Source organism: Afipia dichlorophenoxyacetatis (genome assembly GCF_055386385.1).
In genome coordinates, this window is the sequence record NZ_AP029250.1 from 5,890,659 (window position 1) to 5,911,991 (window position 21,333).

At 59.9% G+C, this 21,333-nt stretch carries 16 protein-coding genes; 8 read left to right on the forward strand and 8 right to left on the reverse strand.

All coding sequences use genetic code 11. The features are described from left to right. Nucleotides 1–19 precede the first annotated feature (19 nt). Genes ACZ5C3_RS27610 through ACZ5C3_RS27620 form a run of 3 tightly spaced genes read left to right on the forward strand, consistent with a single transcriptional unit; the run spans nt 20 to nt 3,199 of the window. A complete protein-coding gene (locus tag ACZ5C3_RS27610) occupies nt 20–490 on the forward strand; it encodes a MarR family winged helix-turn-helix transcriptional regulator (protein ID WP_464038451.1) in 471 nt (156 codons plus the stop codon). Next, complete coding sequence (locus ACZ5C3_RS27615) at nt 483–1,640, forward strand: HlyD family secretion protein (RefSeq protein WP_464034264.1); 1,158 nt, start codon at nt 483–485, stop codon at nt 1,638–1,640. Before ACZ5C3_RS27610 ends, ACZ5C3_RS27615 begins: the two co-directional genes overlap by 8 nt. Before the next feature lie 47 nt (nt 1,641–1,687). After that, a complete protein-coding gene (locus tag ACZ5C3_RS27620; protein WP_464038452.1) occupies nt 1,688–3,199 on the forward strand; it encodes an MDR family MFS transporter in 1,512 nt (503 codons plus the stop codon). 119 nt (nt 3,200–3,318) lie between these two features. Here ACZ5C3_RS27620 and pcaF read toward each other — a convergent pair whose 3' ends face one another. Next, nucleotides 3,319–4,527 carry a 3-oxoadipyl-CoA thiolase gene (pcaF, locus tag ACZ5C3_RS27625; protein WP_464034265.1) on the reverse strand — a complete coding sequence of 403 codons (1,209 nt, stop codon included), beginning with the start codon at nt 4,525–4,527 and terminating at the stop codon, nt 3,319–3,321. Nucleotides 4,528–4,731: 204 nt separating this feature from the next. On the opposite strand from pcaF, the gene mutS reads away from it, so the two are divergent. Continuing rightward, nucleotides 4,732–7,467: a DNA mismatch repair protein MutS gene (mutS, locus tag ACZ5C3_RS27630; RefSeq protein ID WP_464034266.1), complete on the forward strand. Its 2,736-nt coding sequence runs from the start codon at nt 4,732–4,734 to the stop codon at nt 7,465–7,467. 5 nt (nt 7,468–7,472) lie between these two features. On the opposite strand, the gene ACZ5C3_RS27635 is transcribed toward mutS, so the two are convergent. The 4 genes from ACZ5C3_RS27635 to ACZ5C3_RS27650 all read right to left on the reverse strand — a co-directional run bounded on the left by ACZ5C3_RS27635 (nt 7,473) and on the right by ACZ5C3_RS27650 (nt 10,734). Then, nucleotides 7,473–7,985 carry an OsmC family protein gene (locus ACZ5C3_RS27635; RefSeq protein WP_464034267.1) on the reverse strand — a complete coding sequence of 171 codons (513 nt, stop codon included), beginning with the start codon at nt 7,983–7,985 and terminating at the stop codon, nt 7,473–7,475. A 46-nt stretch (nt 7,986–8,031) separates the two neighbouring features. Beyond that, complete coding sequence (locus ACZ5C3_RS27640; RefSeq protein ID WP_464034268.1) at nt 8,032–8,814, reverse strand: ABC transporter ATP-binding protein; 783 nt, start codon at nt 8,812–8,814, stop codon at nt 8,032–8,034. A 1-nt stretch (nt 8,815) separates the two neighbouring features. Next, nucleotides 8,816–9,661: an ABC transporter permease gene (locus tag ACZ5C3_RS27645; protein ID WP_464034269.1), complete on the reverse strand. Its 846-nt coding sequence runs from the start codon at nt 9,659–9,661 to the stop codon at nt 8,816–8,818. Nucleotides 9,662–9,759: 98 nt separating this feature from the next. Further along, on the reverse strand, nt 9,760–10,734 hold the full coding sequence (locus ACZ5C3_RS27650) for an aliphatic sulfonate ABC transporter substrate-binding protein (RefSeq protein WP_464034270.1): 975 nt from the start codon (nt 10,732–10,734) through the stop codon (nt 9,760–9,762). A gap of 257 nt (nt 10,735–10,991) precedes the next feature. Between ACZ5C3_RS27650 and ACZ5C3_RS27655 the strand changes: the two genes are divergently transcribed. Then, nucleotides 10,992–13,787, forward strand: a complete 2,796-nt coding sequence (locus ACZ5C3_RS27655) for a [protein-PII] uridylyltransferase (protein ID WP_464044806.1) — start codon at nt 10,992–10,994, stop codon at nt 13,785–13,787. A 57-nt stretch (nt 13,788–13,844) separates the two neighbouring features. Here ACZ5C3_RS27655 and ACZ5C3_RS27660 read toward each other — a convergent pair whose 3' ends face one another. Continuing rightward, nucleotides 13,845–14,378, reverse strand: a complete 534-nt coding sequence (locus ACZ5C3_RS27660; RefSeq protein WP_464038453.1) for a methylated-DNA--[protein]-cysteine S-methyltransferase — start codon at nt 14,376–14,378, stop codon at nt 13,845–13,847. Between the two features lie 144 nt (nt 14,379–14,522). Here ACZ5C3_RS27660 and ACZ5C3_RS27665 point away from each other — a divergent pair, with 144 nt between their 5' ends. Next, a complete protein-coding gene (locus ACZ5C3_RS27665; protein WP_464034271.1) occupies nt 14,523–14,885 on the forward strand; it encodes a DUF1304 domain-containing protein in 363 nt (120 codons plus the stop codon). 109 nt (nt 14,886–14,994) lie between these two features. Then, nucleotides 14,995–17,277: a transglycosylase domain-containing protein gene (locus ACZ5C3_RS27670; protein ID WP_464034272.1), complete on the forward strand. Its 2,283-nt coding sequence runs from the start codon at nt 14,995–14,997 to the stop codon at nt 17,275–17,277. Nucleotides 17,278–17,302: 25 nt separating this feature from the next. On the opposite strand, the gene ACZ5C3_RS27675 is transcribed toward ACZ5C3_RS27670, so the two are convergent. Continuing rightward, nucleotides 17,303–18,142 (reverse strand): M48 family metallopeptidase, encoded by an 840-nt coding sequence (locus ACZ5C3_RS27675; RefSeq protein WP_464034273.1) that lies wholly within the window; start codon nt 18,140–18,142, stop codon nt 17,303–17,305. Between the two features lie 256 nt (nt 18,143–18,398). Beyond that, on the reverse strand, nt 18,399–19,724 hold the full coding sequence (locus ACZ5C3_RS27680) for a polyhydroxyalkanoate depolymerase (RefSeq protein WP_464034274.1): 1,326 nt from the start codon (nt 19,722–19,724) through the stop codon (nt 18,399–18,401). A 247-nt stretch (nt 19,725–19,971) separates the two neighbouring features. Between ACZ5C3_RS27680 and ACZ5C3_RS27685 the strand changes: the two genes are divergently transcribed. After that, nucleotides 19,972–21,303 carry an ActS/PrrB/RegB family redox-sensitive histidine kinase gene (locus ACZ5C3_RS27685; RefSeq protein ID WP_464034275.1) on the forward strand — a complete coding sequence of 444 codons (1,332 nt, stop codon included), beginning with the start codon at nt 19,972–19,974 and terminating at the stop codon, nt 21,301–21,303. The last annotated feature ends 30 nt before the right edge of the window (nt 21,304–21,333 follow it).

The following is a 21,333-nucleotide window of genomic DNA, read 5'->3' on the forward strand; positions in this document are numbered from 1 at the left end:
AGCTTACCAAGAAGCGCCCATGCCCAAGAGCCAAACCGATTTTCTTTTTATGCTGTTCGAGACGCAGCGCCTGCTGCGGCTGCTCGCGGAGAAGCGGGCCGCCCCCTACGGCATCACCAAAGCCCAATGGGGCGTGCTGGCTAAACTGGAGCGAACCGAAGGTCTCAAGCAGTCCGAGCTCGCGGAGTTGCTGGAAGTTCAGCCCATCACGCTAACTCGCCTGATCGACAGGTTATGTGAGAACGACCTGATCGAGCGGCGCGAAGACGCCAAGGATCGTCGCGTCAATCGGCTGTACTTGCGCCCGGCGGCGCGGCCCCTGCTCGAAAAACTTGGCGAGCTGCGCGCAGATATCACCGGGACCGCCTTGAACAACTTCAATACTGAGGAGGCGAACGATCTCGTGCGCCAACTCGAAGCCATCAAAAACAATGTGCGCGATGCATTACAGAGCGCCGACAATAAACTGAAGGACCAGCATTATGGCTGACCAGGTCGTCAAATTTCCTGCTGAACAGAAAGCGCAGGACAAAGAACCTGCGCCGGGCAATCAGCGAAAGGGGTGGCGTCAGACCGTGCGCGAACGACGGCGCACGCTGCTGCTCGTTGTTGTGCCATTGATTGCGATTGTCGGTGGCGTTGCATTTTATTTGTCCGGCGGACGCTATGCGACGACAGATGATGCCTATGTCGGCGCACAGAAAGTGCTGATCACGCCGGACATCTCCGGGAAGATCGATAAGGTCGTCGTCAAAGAAGGCCAGCACGTCACCGTCAATGACGTCCTGTTTGAAATCGATCCCGTCCCATTCCGCTTTGCCTTGCAGCAAGCCAGGGCTGCTCTTGAACAGGCCAAGACGACCTACGACAACCTGAAATCCAATTATAACTCTTACACGCAGTTGCTTGAGCTTGCGCAGCAGGGCGTCGACCTGAAGCAACGCGACGTCGATCGCAAAGCGACACTTGTGAAAAGCAGCGCTGGATCGCAGCTCGATCTCGACACCGCCACGACCAATCTCGTTCTTGCGCGCGCACAGCTTGAACTGCTGCAGCAGCAGACGGCGAATTCGAAAAACCAACTGCTCGGCAATCCGGATCTGCCGCTGGAGCAATTCCCGCCTTACGCGCAGGCGAAAGCTGCACTTGATCAGGCACAGCGCAATCTCGATCACACCGTTTTGCGCGCGCCGATGAGCGGCACCGCCACGCAAGTCGACCAGATTCAGCTCGGCCGTTTTGTCGCGGCTGGCACACCAGTGTTCAGCGTGATCGACGACTCTTCACCGTGGGTTGACGCGAATTTGAAGGAGTCCGATCTCACTTACGTAGCGAAAGGACAGCAGGTTACGCTATCAGTGGATGCGTTTCCTGATCATAGCTTCAAAGGAACCGTTGGCTCACTGAGTCCAGGAACTGGCGCGCAGTTCGCTATTCTGCCACCGCAGAACTCGACCGGGAACTTCGTGAAGGTCGTGCAGCGTGTTCCGGTCCGGATTTATTTCGACACTCATGATGCCGCCGTAAAGAAGCTCAAGGCTGGGATGAGCACGTATGTCTGGATCGACACCGGACATCAGCGCTCACTTGCTGGCCTTCTCGGCCTCTCCTCCGCATCGGCGCAGGAGGAAACCCGGTGACCGCCTCCGCCACCTCCACGGCGGCGGTCCCGGGTCTTCGCCGAAACATGGTCACGGTCTGCGCGATGACCGCGACCATCATGCAGGCCCTCGACACAACGATCGCAAACGTGGCGCTGCCCTACATGCAGGGCACGCTGTCCGCATCGCAGGATCAGATCAACTGGGTGCTGACATCCTACATTGTTGCTGCAGCCATTATGACCGCCCCAGTCGGCTGGATCGCCAATCGCTTCGGACGCAAAAAGATCTTCATCATCTGCTCGGCCGGCTTCACGGTCGCATCAGTGATGTGCGGCCTCGCGCAGGACATCACGCAGATGGTCCTATTTCGCCTGCTGCAGGGCGTGTTCGGCGCGGCCCTCGTGCCGCTCTCGCAAGCGGTGATGCTTGATTCCTACGCACTGCATGAACGCGCGAAGGCGATGTCCATCTGGGGCATGGGCGTGATGCTGGGACCGATCATGGGCCCCTCCCTCGGCGCATGGCTCACCGAAACCTATTCCTGGCACTGGGTATTTTTCGTGAACTTGCCATTCGGCATCGTCACGGTGCTGGGCCTTCTCGCCTTTATGGACGAAACCAAGCTCAACCTCGAACTCCGCTTCGACTGGTTCGGCTTTCTTGCACTGGCAATCGGCATCGGCTCGATGCAGCTCGCGCTGGACCGCGGCGAACAGCTGGGCTGGCTTGAATCACCTGAAATCGTGGCGGAATCGATCATCGCAATGATCGGCTTCTACTACTTCTTCGCGCATTCGTTCACGACCAAGCAGCCATTCATCCAGTTCGCAATCTTCAAGGACCGCAACTTCATCGGCGGCTGCGTCTTCATGGCGGTGATGGGTCTCGTGCTCTACAGCACCATGGCGCTGGCATCGCCTTATCTGCAGAACGTCATCGGCTATCCGATCATGACCGCCGGCCTGCTGCTGGCCACGCGCGGCCTCGGCACATTCGTCGCAATGATGTTGGTGGGCCGCATCATGAAATATATCGAAGCCCGCACGCTGATCGCGAGCGGCATGATCCTCATGTCGGTTTCGCTGTTCTTCATGACGGGCTGGACAGATCAAACTGGTGTGCCGACAATTGTCATTGTCAGCATTGCCCAGGGCTTCGGTCTGGGGCTGGTGTTCGTGCCGCTCTCGACCGTCGCCTTCCTGACGCTACCCAATCATCTGCGGACCGACGGCACCGCGATGCTGACCCTGGTGCGCAACGTCGCCAGCTCGATCGGCATTTCCGTCGTCATCGCGAAGCTGACCGAAGGCGGCCGTGAGGCTTACGCCGTTCTCAACGAACACGTCACGCCGTTTAACCACGCGATGCAGATGCCGGACGTGGCCGGCATCCTCAACATGCAGACTGATTCCGGTCGCGCTATCGCGGATGTTTTGCTGCAGGTTCAGGCACAGATCATCGCGTTCTCGCGCGACTATCAGATGGTGATGATCGTGACGCTATTGGCGATCCCGCTCGCGCTCATGATCGGGTCGAGCAAGGCCGCCATGCGGCAGCAAGCCCAGTCAGCGGATCATGCGGCGGTCATGGACTAACCACGATCACGGCCAAGCAACAACGTCTGTACGGCTCACGTCTCTACCTCAAACAAAAAGCACGATCAGCGGGTGACCGTTGATCGTGCTTTTTTTGAGACCGCTTTTCAGCGAGAAGATCAGTTCAACTTCTCGATCGCTGCCGCAACGCCTTGGCCAACGCCCACGCACATGGTGGCAATGGCGTACTTGCCACCGCGCTTTTCCAAGCCGTGAACTGCGGTCATCGCCAGACGCGCACCGCTCATACCGAGCGGGTGACCGAGCGCGATGGCTCCACCATGCGGATTCACGAAGTCAGCGTCTTCCTTGACGCCGAGCTGACGCAGCACCGCGATGCCCTGTGAGGCGAAGGCTTCGTTGAGTTCGATGAGATCAATGTCAGTGATCTTGAGACCGAGACGTCCGAGCAGCTTCTGCACCGCAGGTACCGGACCAATCCCCATCACGCGCGGCGCAACGCCTGCCGATGCCAGACCGAGGATGCGCGCACGCGGCGCGAGGCCATGCTTCTTCACGGCCTCTTCGGATGCCAAGATCATAGCCGCAGCGCCGTCATTGACGCCGGAGGCGTTGCCGGCGGTGACGGTGCCGTTCGGGCGAACCACAGGCTTCAGTTTCGCCAGCCCTTCAATGGTGGTTTCGGGACGCGGATGTTCGTCCTTGTCGACGACGATAGGGCCTGCCTTGCCGCCGGGAACCGTGATCGGTGTGATTTCCTCGGCGAAATATCCCGCGGCGATCGCCTTGCCCGCACGCTGCTGCGAGCGAATCGCGAACGCGTCCTGATCGGCGCGCGAGATCTGGTAGTCCTCTGCCACGTTCTCGCCGGTTTCCGGCATCGAATCGACGCCGTACTGCTGCTTCATCAGCGGATTGATGAAACGCCAGCCAATCGTGGTGTCATAAGTTTCAACCGTCCGCTGGAAGGGCTGCTCTGCCTTACCGGTCACGAATGGCGCGCGCGTCATGGACTCAACGCCGCCGGCGATCGCAAAGTCGATTTCGCCCGCGCGGATCGCACGTGCCATGCCGCCGACTGCATCGAGACCCGAGGCGCACAAACGATTGAGGGTCACGCCCGGAATGCTGTCCGGAAGACCCGCAAGCAACAGTGCCATGCGCGCCACGTTGCGGTTGTCCTCACCGGCCTGATTGGCGCAACCGAAGGCGACTTCATCCAGCGCGGTCCAATCGACATTGGGATTGCGCGCCATCAAGGTCTTGATCGGCGCGGCTGCGAGATCGTCCGTACGCACCTTGGCCAGTGAACCGCCAAAACGTCCGATCGGCGTACGCACCGCGTCACAAATGTAAACATCACGCATTGTTTGCTCCCTGAATGCCAAGCGGACGGAACGACCGCATCGAAATTGGCGTGAGTTTTAGGAAGGCCCATCCGCCGCGTCAAACAATCGATGCTCAACCGGCCTCGGTTTCGAGCAGATCGGCTATGCCGACGGCATCTAGGAACGTGGAAAACACAGTCTCAACGCCCCAACAGGGCCGAAAACTTTGATAGTTTTGCCCGCATGACAATCCATTCGACACCCCCCGCCCCCATCGAGACCGAAGCCACCTCACCGGAGGCGGCCAGCCGCGTCACGCCGATGATGGAACAGTATCTCGACATCAAGGCCGCCAATCCCGGCGGCCTGCTTCTGTTTTACCGAATGGGCGATTTTTATGAATTGTTCTTCGAGGATGCCGAGATCGCATCGCGCTCCCTCGGCATCACGCTCACCAAGCGGGGCAAGCATCTCGGCCAGGACATCCCAATGTGCGGCGTGCCGGTCGAGCGGGCCGACGACTATCTGCACCGGCTGATTGCCCTGGGACATCGCGTCGCCGTCTGCGAACAGATGGAAGACCCTGCCGCGGCCCGTAAGCGCGGCAACAAAAGCGTGGTCCGCCGCGATGTGGTGCGGCTTGTGACGCCGGGCACTTTGACCGAAGATACGCTGCTCGACGCCAGAACCAACAATTACCTGCTGGCCATCGCACGGGCCCGTTCATCCGCGTCCGGCGGCGATCGCATTGGCCTCGCATGGATCGATATCTCCACGTCGGAATTCATTGTCACCGAATGCAGCACAGCGGAGTTGGGCGCGACGCTGGCGCGCATCAATCCGAACGAAGTGATCGTCACCGACGCCTTATATAGCGACCCCGAACTCGCCGCGCTGTTCCGAGCCTTGCCCGCTGTCACTCCGCTGACCCGCGACGTGTTCGACGCTGCGACCGCCGAGCGAAGGCTCTGCGACTATTTCGCCGTCGCCACCATGGACGGCTTTGGCGCGATGTCGCGGCTGGAAGCGACCGCTGCAGCCGCAGCCGTGACCTATATCGATCGCACGCAAGTCGGCAAACGCCCGCCGTTGTCGCCACCGGCGCACGAAGCTGCCGGCACCACCGTGGCGATCGATCCAGCAACCCGGGCCAACCTCGAACTCACGCGTACGCTATCGGGTGAACGACGCGGATCGTTGCTCGACGCCATCGACTGCACCGTCACCGCGGCCGGATCGCGACTGCTTGCGCAACGGCTTGCCGCGCCATTGATGGACAGCGCGACAATCGGCCATCGCCTCGATGCCATCGCACTGTTCACGCACGACAGTGCTGCACGGGAAGATCTTCGCGGCATCCTGCGCGCGGCACCGGATATCTCGCGCGCACTGGCGCGGTTGTCAGTCGGGCGAGGTGGACCGCGCGATCTCGCCGCCCTGCGCGACGGTGTGCTGGCGGCTGATCAGGTGGTGGAGCGGCTCTCGCGCATCGCCGATCTGCCGCGCGATATCCACATGGCGCTCGATGCGCTACGCCGGCCCTCACGCGACCTCGCCCAGGAATTCGCACGCGGCCTTGCTGAGGATCTGCCGCTGCTCAAGCGGGATGGCGGGTTCGTGCGTCAGGGCTATGATTCAAATCTTGATGAGACACGCAATTTGCGTGACGCGTCGCGGCTCGTGGTCGCCGCAATGCAGGCCCGTTACGCCGACGATACCGGCATCAAGGCGTTGAAGATCCGCCACAACAACGTGCTGGGTTACTTTGTCGAGGTCACCGCGCAGCACGGCGACAAGCTGATGACGGCGCCGCTGAACGCCACCTTCATCCATCGCCAGACGCTTGCGGGACAGGTGCGCTTCACCACCACTGAACTGGGCGAGATCGAAGCCAAGATTGCCAACGCCGGCGAGCGAGCGCTCGGTCTTGAACTGGAGATTTTCGACCGGCTGTGCGCGAAGGCAATTGCCGCGGGAGACGATCTGCGCGCCGCGGCGCATGCCTTTGCACTGCTGGACGTCACATCGTCACTTGCGAAGCTCGCAATCGACGAAAACTACGTGCGCCCTGTCGTCGACAATTCGCTGAAATTCTCCATCGAGGGCGGACGGCATCCTGTCGTCGAACAATCTCTCAAGCGCGACGGCCAGCCGTTCATTGCCAACGCCTGCGATCTGTCGCCCGGCCCCTCGCAATCGTCAGGACAGATCTGGCTGATCACTGGTCCGAACATGGCTGGTAAATCGACCTTCCTGCGGCAGAACGCTCTGATTGCGCTCCTCGCTCAAATGGGAAGCTTCGTGCCGGCGAAGCTCGCACATATCGGCATCGTCGATCGACTGTTTTCGCGCGTTGGCGCGGCGGATGACCTCGCGCGCGGACGCTCGACCTTTATGGTGGAGATGGTCGAAACCGCGGCTATCCTCAATCAAGCGAGCGAACGCGCGCTGGTCATTCTCGACGAAATCGGACGTGGCACGTCGACCTTCGACGGCTTGTCGATCGCCTGGGCCTCCATCGAACATCTGCATGAAAGCAATCGCTGCCGCGCGCTGTTCGCCACGCATTATCATGAGCTGACAGCACTCTCGGCAAACCTGCCGCGCCTGTTCAACGCGACCGTGCGCGTCAAAGAATGGCAGGGAGACGTCGTCTTCCTGCACGAGGTGCTGCCCGGCGCAGCCGATCGCTCTTACGGCATTCAGGTGGCGAAACTCGCAGGTCTCCCCGCGGCGGTGATTGCGCGGGCGAAATCTGTTCTGACCAAACTGGAAGCGCAGGATCGTGGATCGACCGCGCGAGCGCTTGCAGACGACTTGCCGTTGTTTGCCGTGACCGCACGCGCGACATCAGAACCGCAGCCGCCGAGCCCGGCCGATCAGCTTGTCGAAGCGCTCAACGCATTGCATCCCGACGACATGTCGCCGCGGGATGCACTTGAAGCGTTGTATGCCTTGAAGGCGAAGCTGCCGAAATAACTCGATCAGATCCGGTTGATTGAGACGCTGGTCTTCGGACCATTCTTGATGGTCTGATACACCACGCAGTAACGCTCGGTGAGCTTCAGCAACTGATCGAGCTTTTCCTGCGGCGCGTCGGTATCGACATCGAAGCGGAGACGAATTTCCGCAAAGCCCACCGGCGCTTCCTTATCGACGCCGAGCGTACCGCGGAAATCGAGATCGCCTTCGGCGCTGACGTTGCCGGACTTCAGCGGCGCATCGATCGCTGTTGCCACAGATTTCAGCGTCACGCCGGCGCAAGCCACCAGCGCCTCGAGCAACATGTCGCCCGAACACAATTCGAGACCGGAGCCGCCGGTGGCCGGGTGCAGACCTGCAACCGCAGCCATGGCGCGACCGGTTTCAACCTTGCAAGCGATGCCTTCGCTTTCCAGCGAGCCATGGGCTTTCAAGGTGATGAAAGCGGCGTTCGGATCTGACTTGTAGCGATCCTTGATCGGGGCCTGCATAGCGCGGAGTTCGGTTGAGTCCATCTGACTGCTCCAAGAACGATGATCGAAACGATTTCTGTACGCGGTGTTACCACCACATGGCCGCGCCTGCCACAGGCTGCTCGCTACCGGGCTTCGCACGGTCAAGTGAACGGTCCAATGCCGTCAGCACCTTTCGCTTGACGGCTTCGAACAATGGCGACGTGCGATCACGCGGACGCGTCAACTCAACCCTGATCTCCTCGAACAGGCGGCCGGGCCGTGGACGCATCACCATCACGCGGTCGGCGAGCACGACGGCTTCATCGACGTCATGAGTGACAAGAATGAGCGTCGGCTTAGTATCAGCCCACAGATCAAGGAGATGATCCTGCAGATCTGTGCGCGTAAATGCATCGAGCGCCGAGAAAGGTTCGTCAAGCAGCAGCACTTCGGGTGACGGCACGAGAGCCCGTGCGATTGCTACGCGCTGCGCCTGCCCGCCGGACAATTCGCGGGGCCATGCCTTGGCCTTGTCAGCGAGGCCAACGCGCTCCAATGCTCGATCAATCTTTTGCTGACGCTCAGCAGTTGGCAAATGCATGATGCCGAAGCCGACATTGTCGGCGACGCTCAACCACGGAAGCAACCGCGGCTCCTGAAAGATAATGCCCACCTTTTCATGCGGCGCCGTGATCGACATGCCGTCCAGCGTAATCTCGCCGGTCGTCGCGCGTTCAAGGCCCGAAATGGCACGCAGCAGTGTCGACTTGCCGCAGCCGGAGCCACCGATGATCGCGATGATCTCGCCGAGCTTGATCCGCGCCGAAAACCCTTCGAGCGCATGGACGCCGTTGGGATAAACCTTGCCGACATGATCGAGAGTCAGCATCTCAAGCCCTCTCCGCATGCGAGCTGAAAGAATCCTGCCAGCGCAAAAATGGTTTGGCGGCAAACTGGATCAGCCAGTCGGTGGTCTTGCCGAGGATCGCGAACACAATGATTGCGGCCATGATCTGCGCGGGCTTGCCGAGTTGCTGTCCGTCGGTCAGCAGAAAGCCGACACCTTCGGATGCGCCCATGAATTCGGCAGCGACCACGAACATCCATCCGAGCCCAAGGCCTGTTCGCAACGAAACAATAAAGGCGGGCAATACCGCAGGCAGAAGGATGCGCCTGATCATGGCAAACCCGCTGAGCCGGAATGTGCGGCCAACCTCGATGATCTTGCGATCAATCCCAAGGATCGCATCCATGACGCCGAGATAGATCGGGAAAAATACACCGACTGCGATCAACGCTACTTTTGATGTTTCAAAGATGCCGAGCCACAGGATGAAAAGCGGGATCCACGCCATGGACGGAATCGCGCGCAACGCCTGCAAAGTCGGATCGACCAACCGCCGCGCCAGTGACCAGTAGCCACAGACCGCTCCGAAGACCGTCCCTGCCAAAACGCCGATACCGAAACCCGCGCCGACGCGGCTCATGGTCGCGATCACATGCCGGCTCAATTCACCACTGGCCGAGAGCTCCACAAGGGTCTCCCAGATCCGGCTTGGCGGCGGCACAAGGCGGCCATTGGAATAGCCAAGCCGCACCGCGAGCTCCCACGCCACCGCCAGCCCGAGCGGCAACAGCAGGCCGATGGCAGGCCGCGCAATGCGTTGCAGGCGCCCGGCGGGACGCCGCGTGGCCACGCCGGCCTCAAGAGCTGGATTTTCGAGTGTCATGGCCACAGCAAAAACGCGCAAATGCTCCGGATTGCAAGACCCCTTTCATAACAACAGCCTGTACGGCGAGGACCGTACAGGCTGTTGATCGTCGTTAACGTATCTCAGTTCGTCGGCAGCGGAACCTGATCGTCGATCAGGGAATCGACCGCCGCCTTCACATCCACGCTGGACTGGATGACCCCCGCCTGCTGAAGGGCGAGGCCTGCCGCCAGGATCGATTCACGCTGCGGCGCGCCGATACGGTTATGCGTCAGCTCGGTGCGCTCCTTGAGCTGCTTGTCGATCACCACGTCAGGAAGCTTGGTGGCGGTCTTGAAACCCTGCTTGAGCTCATCGTAGTGGCTGAGCGAATATTTGCGCGCCTCTTCATAAACGGCGAGCACGCGGCGCGTGATGTCCGGATAGGTTTTCAGGAATTCCTCGCGAACGTTGAGAATGCCCCAGGTGTTAGCTTCCGGCTTGCGGTAGAACAACTTGGCACCATCCTCGATTTCCGCCTGCGCCATCATCGGATCGAGACCGGCCCACGCATCGACATCGCCGCGAATGAGCGCGGTCTTGCCATCGGCATGCTGCAGCAACACTGGCGTGATGTCCTTTTCGGTCAGGCCCGCCTCAAGCAACGCACGCACCAGGAAAATGTGCGGATCGGTGCCACGCGTAACGGCGACGCGCTTGCCCTTCAGATCCGCGACTTTCTCGATCTTGGAATCCTTGGTCGTTACCAGCGCGGTCCATTCCGGGCGCGAAAAAACGTAAACGGACTTGATCGGGTTGCCGTTGATCTTGGCGACCAGCGCGGCGGATCCCGCGGACGAGCCGAAATCGATCGACCCGGCATTCAAGAATTCAAGCGCCTTGTTGGAGCCCGCGGACTGCACCCAGACGATCTTGATCCCGTCCTTGGCAAACTCCTTTTCCAGCAGCCCCTTTTCCTTCAGCACGATAGACACCGGATTGTAGGTCGCCCAATCGATCGCGATCTGCTTCGGCGCATCGGCGGCGAACAAGGCGCCTGGCGCAAGCGCCGCGCCTGCGATGATCGCGGCAAACGCGCGTCGGGTGAACTGGGACATCATCTTCTCCGTGTGGTGTGTTCAATCTTGTAGACGCTGCAATCTCATATCCCGCAGCAATTTGACAGAGGCCAAAGGCACTGAATTATTTGTTTCATTTCAATAAGTTAATCGATCAACGTCAATGAGAAAATAACTGTCTGAATTGCGCCCGGGAAGGAACGACATTCCTTGAATTGTTGGAAAATGAGAACAGATGACGTTGGATGACTAATCCCTTGATGACACCGCTTTCACTGTCCGATATTTCGGTTGTTATGGACAATGTTGCGGTCACCCTCCCGCCAGATCCCGAAACGGTCTTCGACAGCGCCCGCATCGCTGCCGCAATCAGCGCGCTTGCCGACAAGCACGCCGGCAACGACGACCTTTTCCGCTCCGCCATGGCTCAGTTGCTCAAGGGCGAACTCGCCGCAGCGCGCGAGGCCGCACAGGTTCAACTGCTGAAAGACCGCCACGGACGACGCTGCGCGGAGTGGCTTTGTTTCGTTCAGGACGAAATCATCCGCATCCTGTTCAACGCGGCGACCCGACACCTCTATCACTCGCCGACTCCATCGGACTCCGAGCGAATGGCTGTTATCGCGACCGGCGGCTATGGCCGCGGCCTGATGGCGCCGGAATCCGACATCGATCTGCTGTTCATCCTGCCCTACAAGCAGACGGCCTGGGGCGAGCAGGTCGCCGAAGCCATTCTCTATTGCCTGTGGGACATGGGGCTGAAGGTCGGTCACGCGACGCGCTCGGTAGATGAATCGATCCGGCAGGCGCGCGCCGATATGACGATCCGCACATCAGTGCTGGAAACGCGCTTCCTCACCGGCGACACCGCGCTTTATGAGGAGCTGGTTACGCGGTTCGACAAAGAGGTCGTGCAGGGCACGGCGGCCGAATTCGTCGCCGCAAAACTTGCCGAGCGCGAGGAGCGCCACCGCCGCGCGGGCCAATCGCGCTATCTGGTCGAGCCTAACGTCAAAGACGGCAAGGGCGGCCTGCGTGACCTGCATACGCTGTTCTGGATCGCCAAATACGTCTATCGCGTCCGCGAAACCGAAGACCTCGTCCAGCGCGGCGTGTTCGATGCGCAGGAGTACCGCACGTTCCGCCGCTGCGAGGATTTCCTGTGGTCGGTCCGCTGCAATATGCATTTCTATACGGGCCGCCCGGAAGAGCGCCTGTCGTTTGAAATGCAGCGCGAGATCGCGCAGCGGCTCGGCTACACCTCGCATCCCGGCATGCAGGACGTCGAGCGCTTCATGAAGCACTACTTCCTGATCGCTAAGGAAGTCGGCGACCTGACCGCGATCCTGTGCGCCAAGCTCGAAGACCAGGAAGCCAAGCCTGCACCGGTGCTGAGCCGGGTGATGGCGCGGCTACGTCCCGGCCGAAAGCGCGGCCGCGTGCCGGGTGGCGAAGATTTCATCATCGACAACAACCGCATCAATCTGGCGGTGCCCGACGTTTTCAAGCGCGATCCCGTCAACCTGATCCGCATCTTCCGGCTGGCGCAGAAAAACAATCTGGCGTTCCACCCGGATGCGATGCGCTCGGCCACGCGCTCACTTAATCTCGTCAACCAGAAGCTCCGCGAGAATCCCGAGGCCAATCAGCTGTTCCTCGAAATTTTGACGTCGAACGATTCGGAGATCGTGCTCCGGCGCATGAACGAGGCCGGCGTGCTGGGCCGTTTCATCCGCGCCTTTGGCCAGATCGTGTCGATGATGCAGTTCAACATGTATCATCACTACACGGTGGATGAGCATCTGCTGCGTTGTATCGGTATCCTTCAGGACATCGAGCGTGGCGGCAACGAAGAGTTCACGGTTGCCAGCGACCTGATGCGGAAGATCCGCCCCGAGCATCGCGCGGTGCTCTACATGGCGGTGTTTCTGCACGACATCGCGAAAGGACGACCTGAGGATCATTCGATCGCGGGGGCCAAGGTCGCACGGCGGCTGTGTCCGCGTTTCGGCTTCAACGCCGCAGAGACCGAACTGATCGCCTGGCTGATCGAAGAGCACCTGACCATGTCCACGGTGGCACAGTCACGTGACTTGTCCGACCGCAAGACCATCGAGAACTTCGCGGCTGTCGTGCAATCCGTCGAGCAAATGAAGCTGCTGACAATCCTCACCACCGCAGACATCCGCGGCGTCGGCCCTGGTGTCTGGAACGGCTGGAAGGCGCAGCTGATCCGCACGCTCTATTATGAGACCGAGCCGGTGCTGACGGGCGGCTTCTCGGAAGTCAACCGCGCTCAGCGAATCAAGCACGCACAAGCCGAATTCCGCGCGGCGTTCACCGAGTGGCCCGAGAAGGAACTCGACGCCTACATCGCGCGTCATTACCCGGCCTACTGGATGAAGGTCGACCTGGCGCGCAAGATCCGCCATGCCCGTTTCGTCAAGGCAAGCGAAGCAAGTGGACATAAACTGGCGGTCAATGTCGGCTTCGACGAAGCACGCGCCGTCACGGAGCTGACGATCCTGGCGCCGGACCATCCATGGCTGCTGTCGATCATCGCCGGCGCATGTGCGTCTGCCGGCGCCAACATCGTTGACGCGCAGATTTACACCACGACCGACGGCATCGCGCTCGATACCATTGCGATTTCGCGCGAATACGATCGCGACGAGGACGAGGGACGGCGCGCGACCCGCATCGGCGACACCATTGAGCAGGTGCTGGAAGGCAAACTTCGATTGCCGGACGTTATGGCGAAGCGCAGCTCTGCAAAGGCGCGTTTGAAGCCGTTCGTTGTCGAGCCTGAAGTCATCATCAACAATCAGTGGTCGGACCGCTACACCGTGATCGAGGTGTCAGGGCTCGACCGCCCCGGCCTGCTCTATCAACTGACCACCGCGATCTCGAAGCTCAATCTCAATATCGCCTCAGCGCATGTGGCGACCTTCGGCGAACGTGCACGCGACGTGTTTTATGTGACCGATCTGCTCGGCGCGCAGATCACTGCGCCGACACGGCAGGCCGCCATCAAGCGCGCGTTGATCCACCTCCTCGCTAACGAGGACAACGCTGAGAAGCCTGCGGCCTGATCACCGCTCCCGTCGTGGCTCAGAGGTTCGCCCGATTTTTTCTGCGAGCCCTTCCAGCTATGTTGCGGGTGTAAACGTCGCACCTTCGTGCTCCAGCAGCCACTGCTTGCGCTTGAGTCCTCCCGCATAGCCGGTCAGCGAGCGGTCGGCCCCAATCAACCGATGACACGGCACAACGACACTGATCGGGTTGGCGCCATTGGCGAGACCGACGGCCCGCGCTCCGTTCGGAATGTTTAGCCGCGCCGCAAGCTCGCCATAGCTCGACGTCCGGCCCGCTGGAATGCTCTGCAACGCCGTCCAGACGTTTTGCTGGAAAGACGTTCCGCCTGTTCGCCATTTGACCGTCGCCAGCTGATTGAGGTCACCGGAAAAATAGCCTTTCAGTGCGCGAACCAAGCTCTTTGGCGACGACGCCTCCTCAAGAACGAACTCTCCATAGTGCCGGCGGAGCAAGCGTCGCAGCCGGGTTTCGTAATCCGACCAGTCGAGCGCACGTAAAAAGCCTTCGTCATCGGTCACCAGAAGGGCGACGCCAATGGGCGTCTCGAGCCGGTCGAGCGAAAATCGTTCAGTCTGTTTTGCGGGCATAGAAAGCTCTTTCATCTCCGTCTCTGCCAAATATCGCTGCTTTGACGACATCTGTCTTGCCGATTCCTGACAAGCGCGAGCCCTTCACACTTTCGCACCGTCGCGTGCTAGGTTCCATCCATCCAATCGGCTTGGGGGAGCACTATGAGCTATGTCGCCAATGGTCTCGTCGCGTTGGTCGCGGCGCTGCATCTCTATTTCCTGATCCTCGAGATGTTTCTTTGGACCAAACCGAAAGGCTTGGCGACGTTCGGCAATACACTCGAGAAGGCGCAGCAATCTGCCGTGTTGGCCGCCAATCAGGGCCTTTACAATGGCTTTCTCTCAGCCGGCCTGATCTGGGGCCTTGTTCACCCCAACGCAGCGTTCGGTTTTCAGATCAAGGCCTTCTTTCTGCTCTGCGTGATCGTGGCCGGGCTCTACGGCGGATACTCCGTCAGCAAGAGGATCGTGATCGTTCAGGCGCTTCCTGCGATCGTTGCGCTTGCCTTACTGTGGATTGCCTAATCGCGGCCATGCCTAAAGTTGCGTTAACGTCCGCTTAACGCGCCTTTAAACCGCCACCGCTACCCTGCAAACCACAGCGACAGTTCAGTGGGGCGTGGGCGTATCGCGTATGGCGTCGGGGCAAAAGAAAAAAAGCGGACGCAAGGAGCCGAAATTCGACGGCCCGGCCTCGCTTGACAGTGTACGCCTCAATAGCTGGGATCGCGTCGGCCATGCCATTGACGACGACGAGCCGAAGCCGAAACGTCGTCGCGCGGCACCTGTTGAGGATGACGATGTCGATGAGGCGCCACGCGAACGACGCGCGCGCAACTCCTCCTCGCACAAAGACAAAGATAATTCGTCCAAGGGCCGTTCGCGGTCCGCGCTAGGTCGCCTTGCTTATTGGGGCGTCGTTCTCAGTCTTTGGGGAGTCATTGCCGGTGCCGGACTGTTTGTCTGGGTCGGCGCGCAGCTTCCCTCTATTCAATCGCTGGAAATTCCCAAGCGGCCGCCGACGATTCAAATTGCCGCGATGGATGGCAGCATCATTGCGACACGCGGCGAAATGCCCGGCGCCAACATGTCTCTGAAGGATCTGCCGCCTTATCTGCCCAAAGCATTCATCGCCATCGAAGATCGGCGCTTCTACTCGCACTTCGGTATTGACCCCACCGGCATCGCGCGCGCGATCGTCGCGAATTTGATGCATCGAGGCGTATCGCAGGGCGGTTCCACGCTCACGCAGCAGCTGGCCAAAAATCTGTTCCTGACCCAGGAGCGCACCCTTCAACGCAAATTACAGGAGGCCGAGCTCGCCCTTTGGCTCGAGCGGAAATATTCCAAGGCCGAAATCCTCGAACTGTACCTCAATCGCGTCTACTTCGGATCAGGCGCCTATGGCGTGGAGGCCGCTGCGCAACGGTATTTCGGCAAGTCTGCAAAGAACATCTCGCTGGCGGAAGCAGCGATGCTGGCGGGCCTCGTGAAGTCGCCGTCCCGCCTCGCCCCCAACCGCAATCCTGAAGGCGCCGAAAAACGGGCTCAGGCTGTGCTCACCGCGATGGCGGAGGTGAAGTTTGTCACCGACGCGCAGGCACAGAGTGCGATCGCGCATCCCGCCCACGCCGTGAATCCGGCCGGTGCCGGCACCGTCAATTATGTGGCTGACTGGATCAGCGAAGTGCTCGATGACCTCGTCGGCCAGATCGACCAGGACATCGTGGTCGAGACCTCGATTGATCCGAAATTGCAAAGCGTCGCTGAGGCCGCCATCATCGATGAGCTCGCGACCAAAAGCATAAAATTCAATGTCAGCCAGGGCGCGCTGGTGGCCATGACGCCAAACGGCGCCGTGCGGGCCATGGTTGGCGGCCGCAACTACGCCGAGAGTCAGTTCAACCGCGCGGTGACTGCGAAACGTCAGCCTGGCTCGGCGTTCAAACCTTTCGTCTATCTCACAGCCCTCGAAGCTGGATTGACTCCTGAGACAGTTCGCCCCGACGCTCCACTCGACGTCAAGGGCTGGAAGCCAGAGAACTACAGCCGCGAATACTTCGGCCCCGTCACGCTAACGCGCGCGCTTTCAATGTCACTGAACACAGTCGCCGTCCGGCTGGGCATGGAGGTGGGGCCTGCCAATGTCGTGCGCACTGCCCATCGACTGGGCATTGCATCGAAGCTGGAACCCAATGCGTCCATTGCCCTTGGCACGTCGGAAGTGTCTGTGACCGAGCTGGTTGGCGCCTATGCGCCATTCGCCAATGGCGGATTCGCGGCATCACCGCACGTGGTGAACAAGATCCGAACGCCGCAAGGCAAAATTCTTTATGCCCGCCACACCGATCCGCCGCTGAAAATCATCGACCCGGCCTATGTCGGGATGATGAACAGCATGATGCATGAAACATTGGTGACCGGCACGGCGCGCAAGGCCGACATTCCCGGCTGGTCCGCCGCGGGCAAGACCGGCACCAGCCAGGATTTCCGCGACGCGTGGTTCATCGGCTACACCGCCAATCTCGTGACCGGCGTCTGGCTCGGCAACGACGACAATTCACCGACGAAGAAAGCGACCGGCGGCGGCTTGCCTGTCGAAGTCTGGACCCGCTTCATGAAAGCCGCGCATCAGAACGTGCCACCGGCGCCTCTGCCTGGATCTTATCAGCCGCAGAGCAATGACGGCGGCGGGTTCCTGTCGAGCTTATTCCCCGGTAACGCCCGCGCGCCGGCTCCTGTTCAGCCGATCGAGCGGCAACAGCAGATTCAACAAAGTAGCAATCAGGGCTATTATCCGCCGCCTCCGCCCACCCCACAGGGTAGACCTCCTGTGACGCAGACGTCGGCGCGGCCTGAGGCGGATGCGGGTCTTGATGGCTGGCTGATTGATCGCGTGTTAGGCGGCAGACGCTAACCTGCCGCCGCCCTCGTGATTTGTATTATTCCTCGATCCCGTAACGATGCAGATCGTTGCCGTGGGTATCGAGCCACTTCTTCGCGCGCTCGGTGGCCGGACAAATCCGCCCCACCACTTTCCAGAAACGCAGCGAGTGATTCATCTCAACCAGATGCGCGACCTCATGAGCTGCGAGGTAATCGAGCACATAGGCCGGCGCGAGGATAAGCCGCCAGGAAAATGACAGCGCACCCGCAGAGGTACACGACCCCCACCGGCTGGATTGATCACGGATAGTGATCCGCTTGACCTTGACCCCGAGCATCTCCGCATAACGATGCGATGCATCGGTCAGCGCACGGCGTGCTTCGCGCTTGAGGAAGTCATGAACACGACGATCCATGAACTCCGGATCACCCGCGACACAGAGAATCTTCTCTCCGCTGTCGCGTGTATCGGCCCAAACGGTTCCACGCTCACCCGCGCGATGCACGATGCGATGTGGAACTCCGCGTAATGGAATTGATGCACCATGCGAAAACGGTGCAGCCTTCGGCAAACCACCGAGGCGCGCCGCAATCCAGGCACCGTGACGCTGTGCAAAGTCTTTTGCATCGGCCAGATTGCCGCGCGGCGGCATCGTCAGGATGGCTTCGCGCTTACTTGGATGAATACGGAGCGTGTAACGGCGCGCACGGCGGTGGCGCCTGAGCTGAACAGCGTAAATTGACGAGCCGATTTTGACGGCGAGGGTGCGAGGTTCGGTGGGGCGGCGATAAAGAAGAGCACGAAAGGCCATGTCAGCGGGTCCGGACAGCAGGAGTTCGCCGGGATTCTGCCATATCCGCCGCCAGTGAAATTCATCGGCGCAAAAACAAATCATTTGCCCAATATATCGTGGATTTAAGGATTCGCCCTCCTAGATGAGGGGTCCTGAAACACGAAATTACGATTCACTTCTAAGCTTTCAACCCACCCGGAGGCGGGCGCGAAAATTCACTTTTATGGCGCGATTGTGCGCGGCTATTTTCCCTTTGGAATCAAAGTCTTGAGGAGGAGGCGGGGATTCCTGCGCACGTAAAACCGCAGAATCCCCAATAAAATATGGCATTTCTGACGAAATAGGCCTCTCGGGAACCCTATTCCGCAGCCACCAGCGAGCTTTTGCTCAGTGCCGCCGAGCGCATGAAATCCGAGATTCGAGGGACGATTTCGGATTTGAAGCGCGAGCCGTTGAAGACGCCGTAATGACCCACGCCTTTCTGCACATAATGAACGCGACGGCTATCAGGAATCGCGCTGCATAGTCCGTGGGTTGCTTCAGTTTGACCCAAACCGGAGATGTCGTCGTTCTCGCCTTCCACTGTCATCAGTGCAACACGCTCGATCTTTGATGGATCGACCCGCTTGCCACGATGCATCATCTCACCTTTCGGCAAAGCGTGCTTCACGAACACCGCATCGACGGTCTGAAGATAGAATTCAGCCGTCAGATCCATAACGGCGAGATATTCGTCATAGAATTCGACATGCTTGTCGACGAGATCGCCGTCGCCTTTGACGAGGTTGCTGAACAACTTCTTATGCGCGTCCACGTGGCGATCCAGATTCATGCTGACGAAGCCCGTCAGCTGCAGGAACCCTGGATAAACATCACGCATGAATCCCGGATGAGGGAAGGGCACCTTGGTGATGACATTGTTGCGGAACCACTCGATCCCCTTCTCTTCCGCAAGATTGTTCACCGCCGTCGGATTGCGCCGCGTATCGATCGGGCCACCCATCAAGGTCATAGAGGTTGGAAAGTAAGGATCTTTCGCGGCTTCCATAACCGAAACGGCCGCGAGAACCGGAACGGCCGGCTGACAGACCGCGACAACGTGAACGTTGCCGCCGAGCACGTGCATCATCTCGATCACGTAATCGATATAATCGTCGAGATCGAACCGGCCCTGTGCAACCGGCACCATGCGCGCATCCGACCAGTCGGTGATGTAGACTTCATGGCCCGGCAAGAATGCTTCGACCGTGCCGCGCAACAGCGTCGCATAGTGGCCCGACATCGGCGCGACGATCAGCACCCGCGGCTGCGGCTCGCGCAGCGGATGGCTCAGCTTGCGATCGAAGTAGAGCAATCGGCAGAACGGCTTTTCCCAGATGCTCTTCACTTCCACCGGGACACGTACGCCATTGACCTCGGTATCATGGAGGCGCCATTCCGGCTTGCCATAGCGGCGCGTGGTGCGCTCGAATAGTTCGCACCCTGCGGAAATGGACTTTCCGAATTCCGTGTTGGCAAAAGGATTGAGCGGATTTTCGAAGACGAGCTTCGTCATATCCGCAAAAGCACGTGCGGGATTGAGCGATGCCTGCCCCATCTCGTACATCCAATACATATTGGTAGTCAGCGCAGGGCTGGCTTCGGTGGGCAGTTCAGGCGGCCTGCCAAATTCGCCAATCGGCATGTGACTTCCTCGATCCCGGTTTCGCAGCGCAGCATACTGTCGAGAGTGCGACAAACCGTCAATGCGCCGAAGGTTCTTTGGAGATGGTTATTGACGTGTAAGCGGGAAAAAACAGAAGAAACCTATCTCCATTCACTAAGCGGGATAGCTGCGGCGATAAGATCATCCGCAAATTCATCGACTTATGGCAAATCGAGTTGTTCCCGCCGATTTGTGATCGGCATTATTCGACGCTAAGGATTGCTGGATGAGCGACATTGCCGCCTCGGATTTCCGTCACCCGCGCCGTTACGTACGTCTGGATACCATCCTACGGCTGCGCTGGCTCGCCGTACTGGGGCAACTCGCGACGATTTTCATCGTCTCACAGGGCCTCGATTTCGACGTACCGATTGTTCCCTGTGTCACTATTATCGGCTTTTCGGCGCTGCTCAATCTTGTGCTGCAGATCACGTTCAATCCGGTTCATCGCCTGGAACCGGCCTACGCGGCCGCCCTTCTCGCCATCAACATCGCCGAACTCGCGGCACTCCTGGTCCTGACAGGTGGCCTGCAGAATCCGTTCTCGTTTTTGTTTCTTGCGCCGGTGCTGATCTCAGCAACCGCCCTGCCAACGCGCTTCACCATCGCACTCGGCCTCCTTGCCATTGCCTGCGCAACAGCGCTTGGATTCTTCCATCTGCCGCTGCCATGGAACGGCGATGAGCCACTGGTGCTCCCGCCAACTTACATGACAGCGGTCTGGCTTTCGATCGTGCTGGCGATCGGCGTCACCAGTCTCTACGCATTCCAGGTCACCGAGGAAGCTCGCAAACTCTCCGACGCGTTAGCCGCCACGGAGCTGGTGCTGACACGCGAACAGCATTTGACACAGCTTGACGGCCTCGCCGCCGCTGCTGCGCATGAACTCGGCACGCCGTTGTCGACGATCTATTTGATCTCGCGCGAACTTGAAGGAATCAGCCAGAGCGACAAGCTCGACGAGCACACGCGCAACGACCTGAAAATGCTGCGCGAGCAGGCGCGCCGTTGCCGCGATATCCTGGCCAAAATCACGCAGTTGTCGTCGCGTGATGCATCACTTGACCGAATGCCGCTCTCTTCACTGATCGAAGAAACAGTGGCGCCTCACCGCGACTTCGGCATTGCGATCAAGGTCCGCGTCGCGCTCGTCGACGACCCCGAGCCCGTCGGCGTCCGCAATCCGGCGATCCTGTACGGTGTCGGGAACATTCTCGAGAACGCCGTCGACTTCGCGCGGGAGAAGGTCGAGGTGAATGCTTGGTGGAATACCGAGGTGGTGGAAATCATCGTGTCCGATGACGGGCCTGGCATCCCACCCGACATCCTCAAGCGCATTGGTGAGCCATATCTCTCGCGACGCCGAACCAACGACGAACAGAACGGCCGCGACGGCCTTGGCCTCGGCGTTTTCATCGCCAGAACATTGCTGGAGCGCACCGGCGCGCGCGTTTCGTTTACCAACAGGGTGTTCCCGGCTCACGGCGCCGTGGTCACGATCGTTTGGCCGCGCGAGCGTTTTGAGACCACGGAAGTCCCGTCGACTTCGCTGTCGTGACTAAGGGCCGCACCCCAGCGGCCTTGGCGG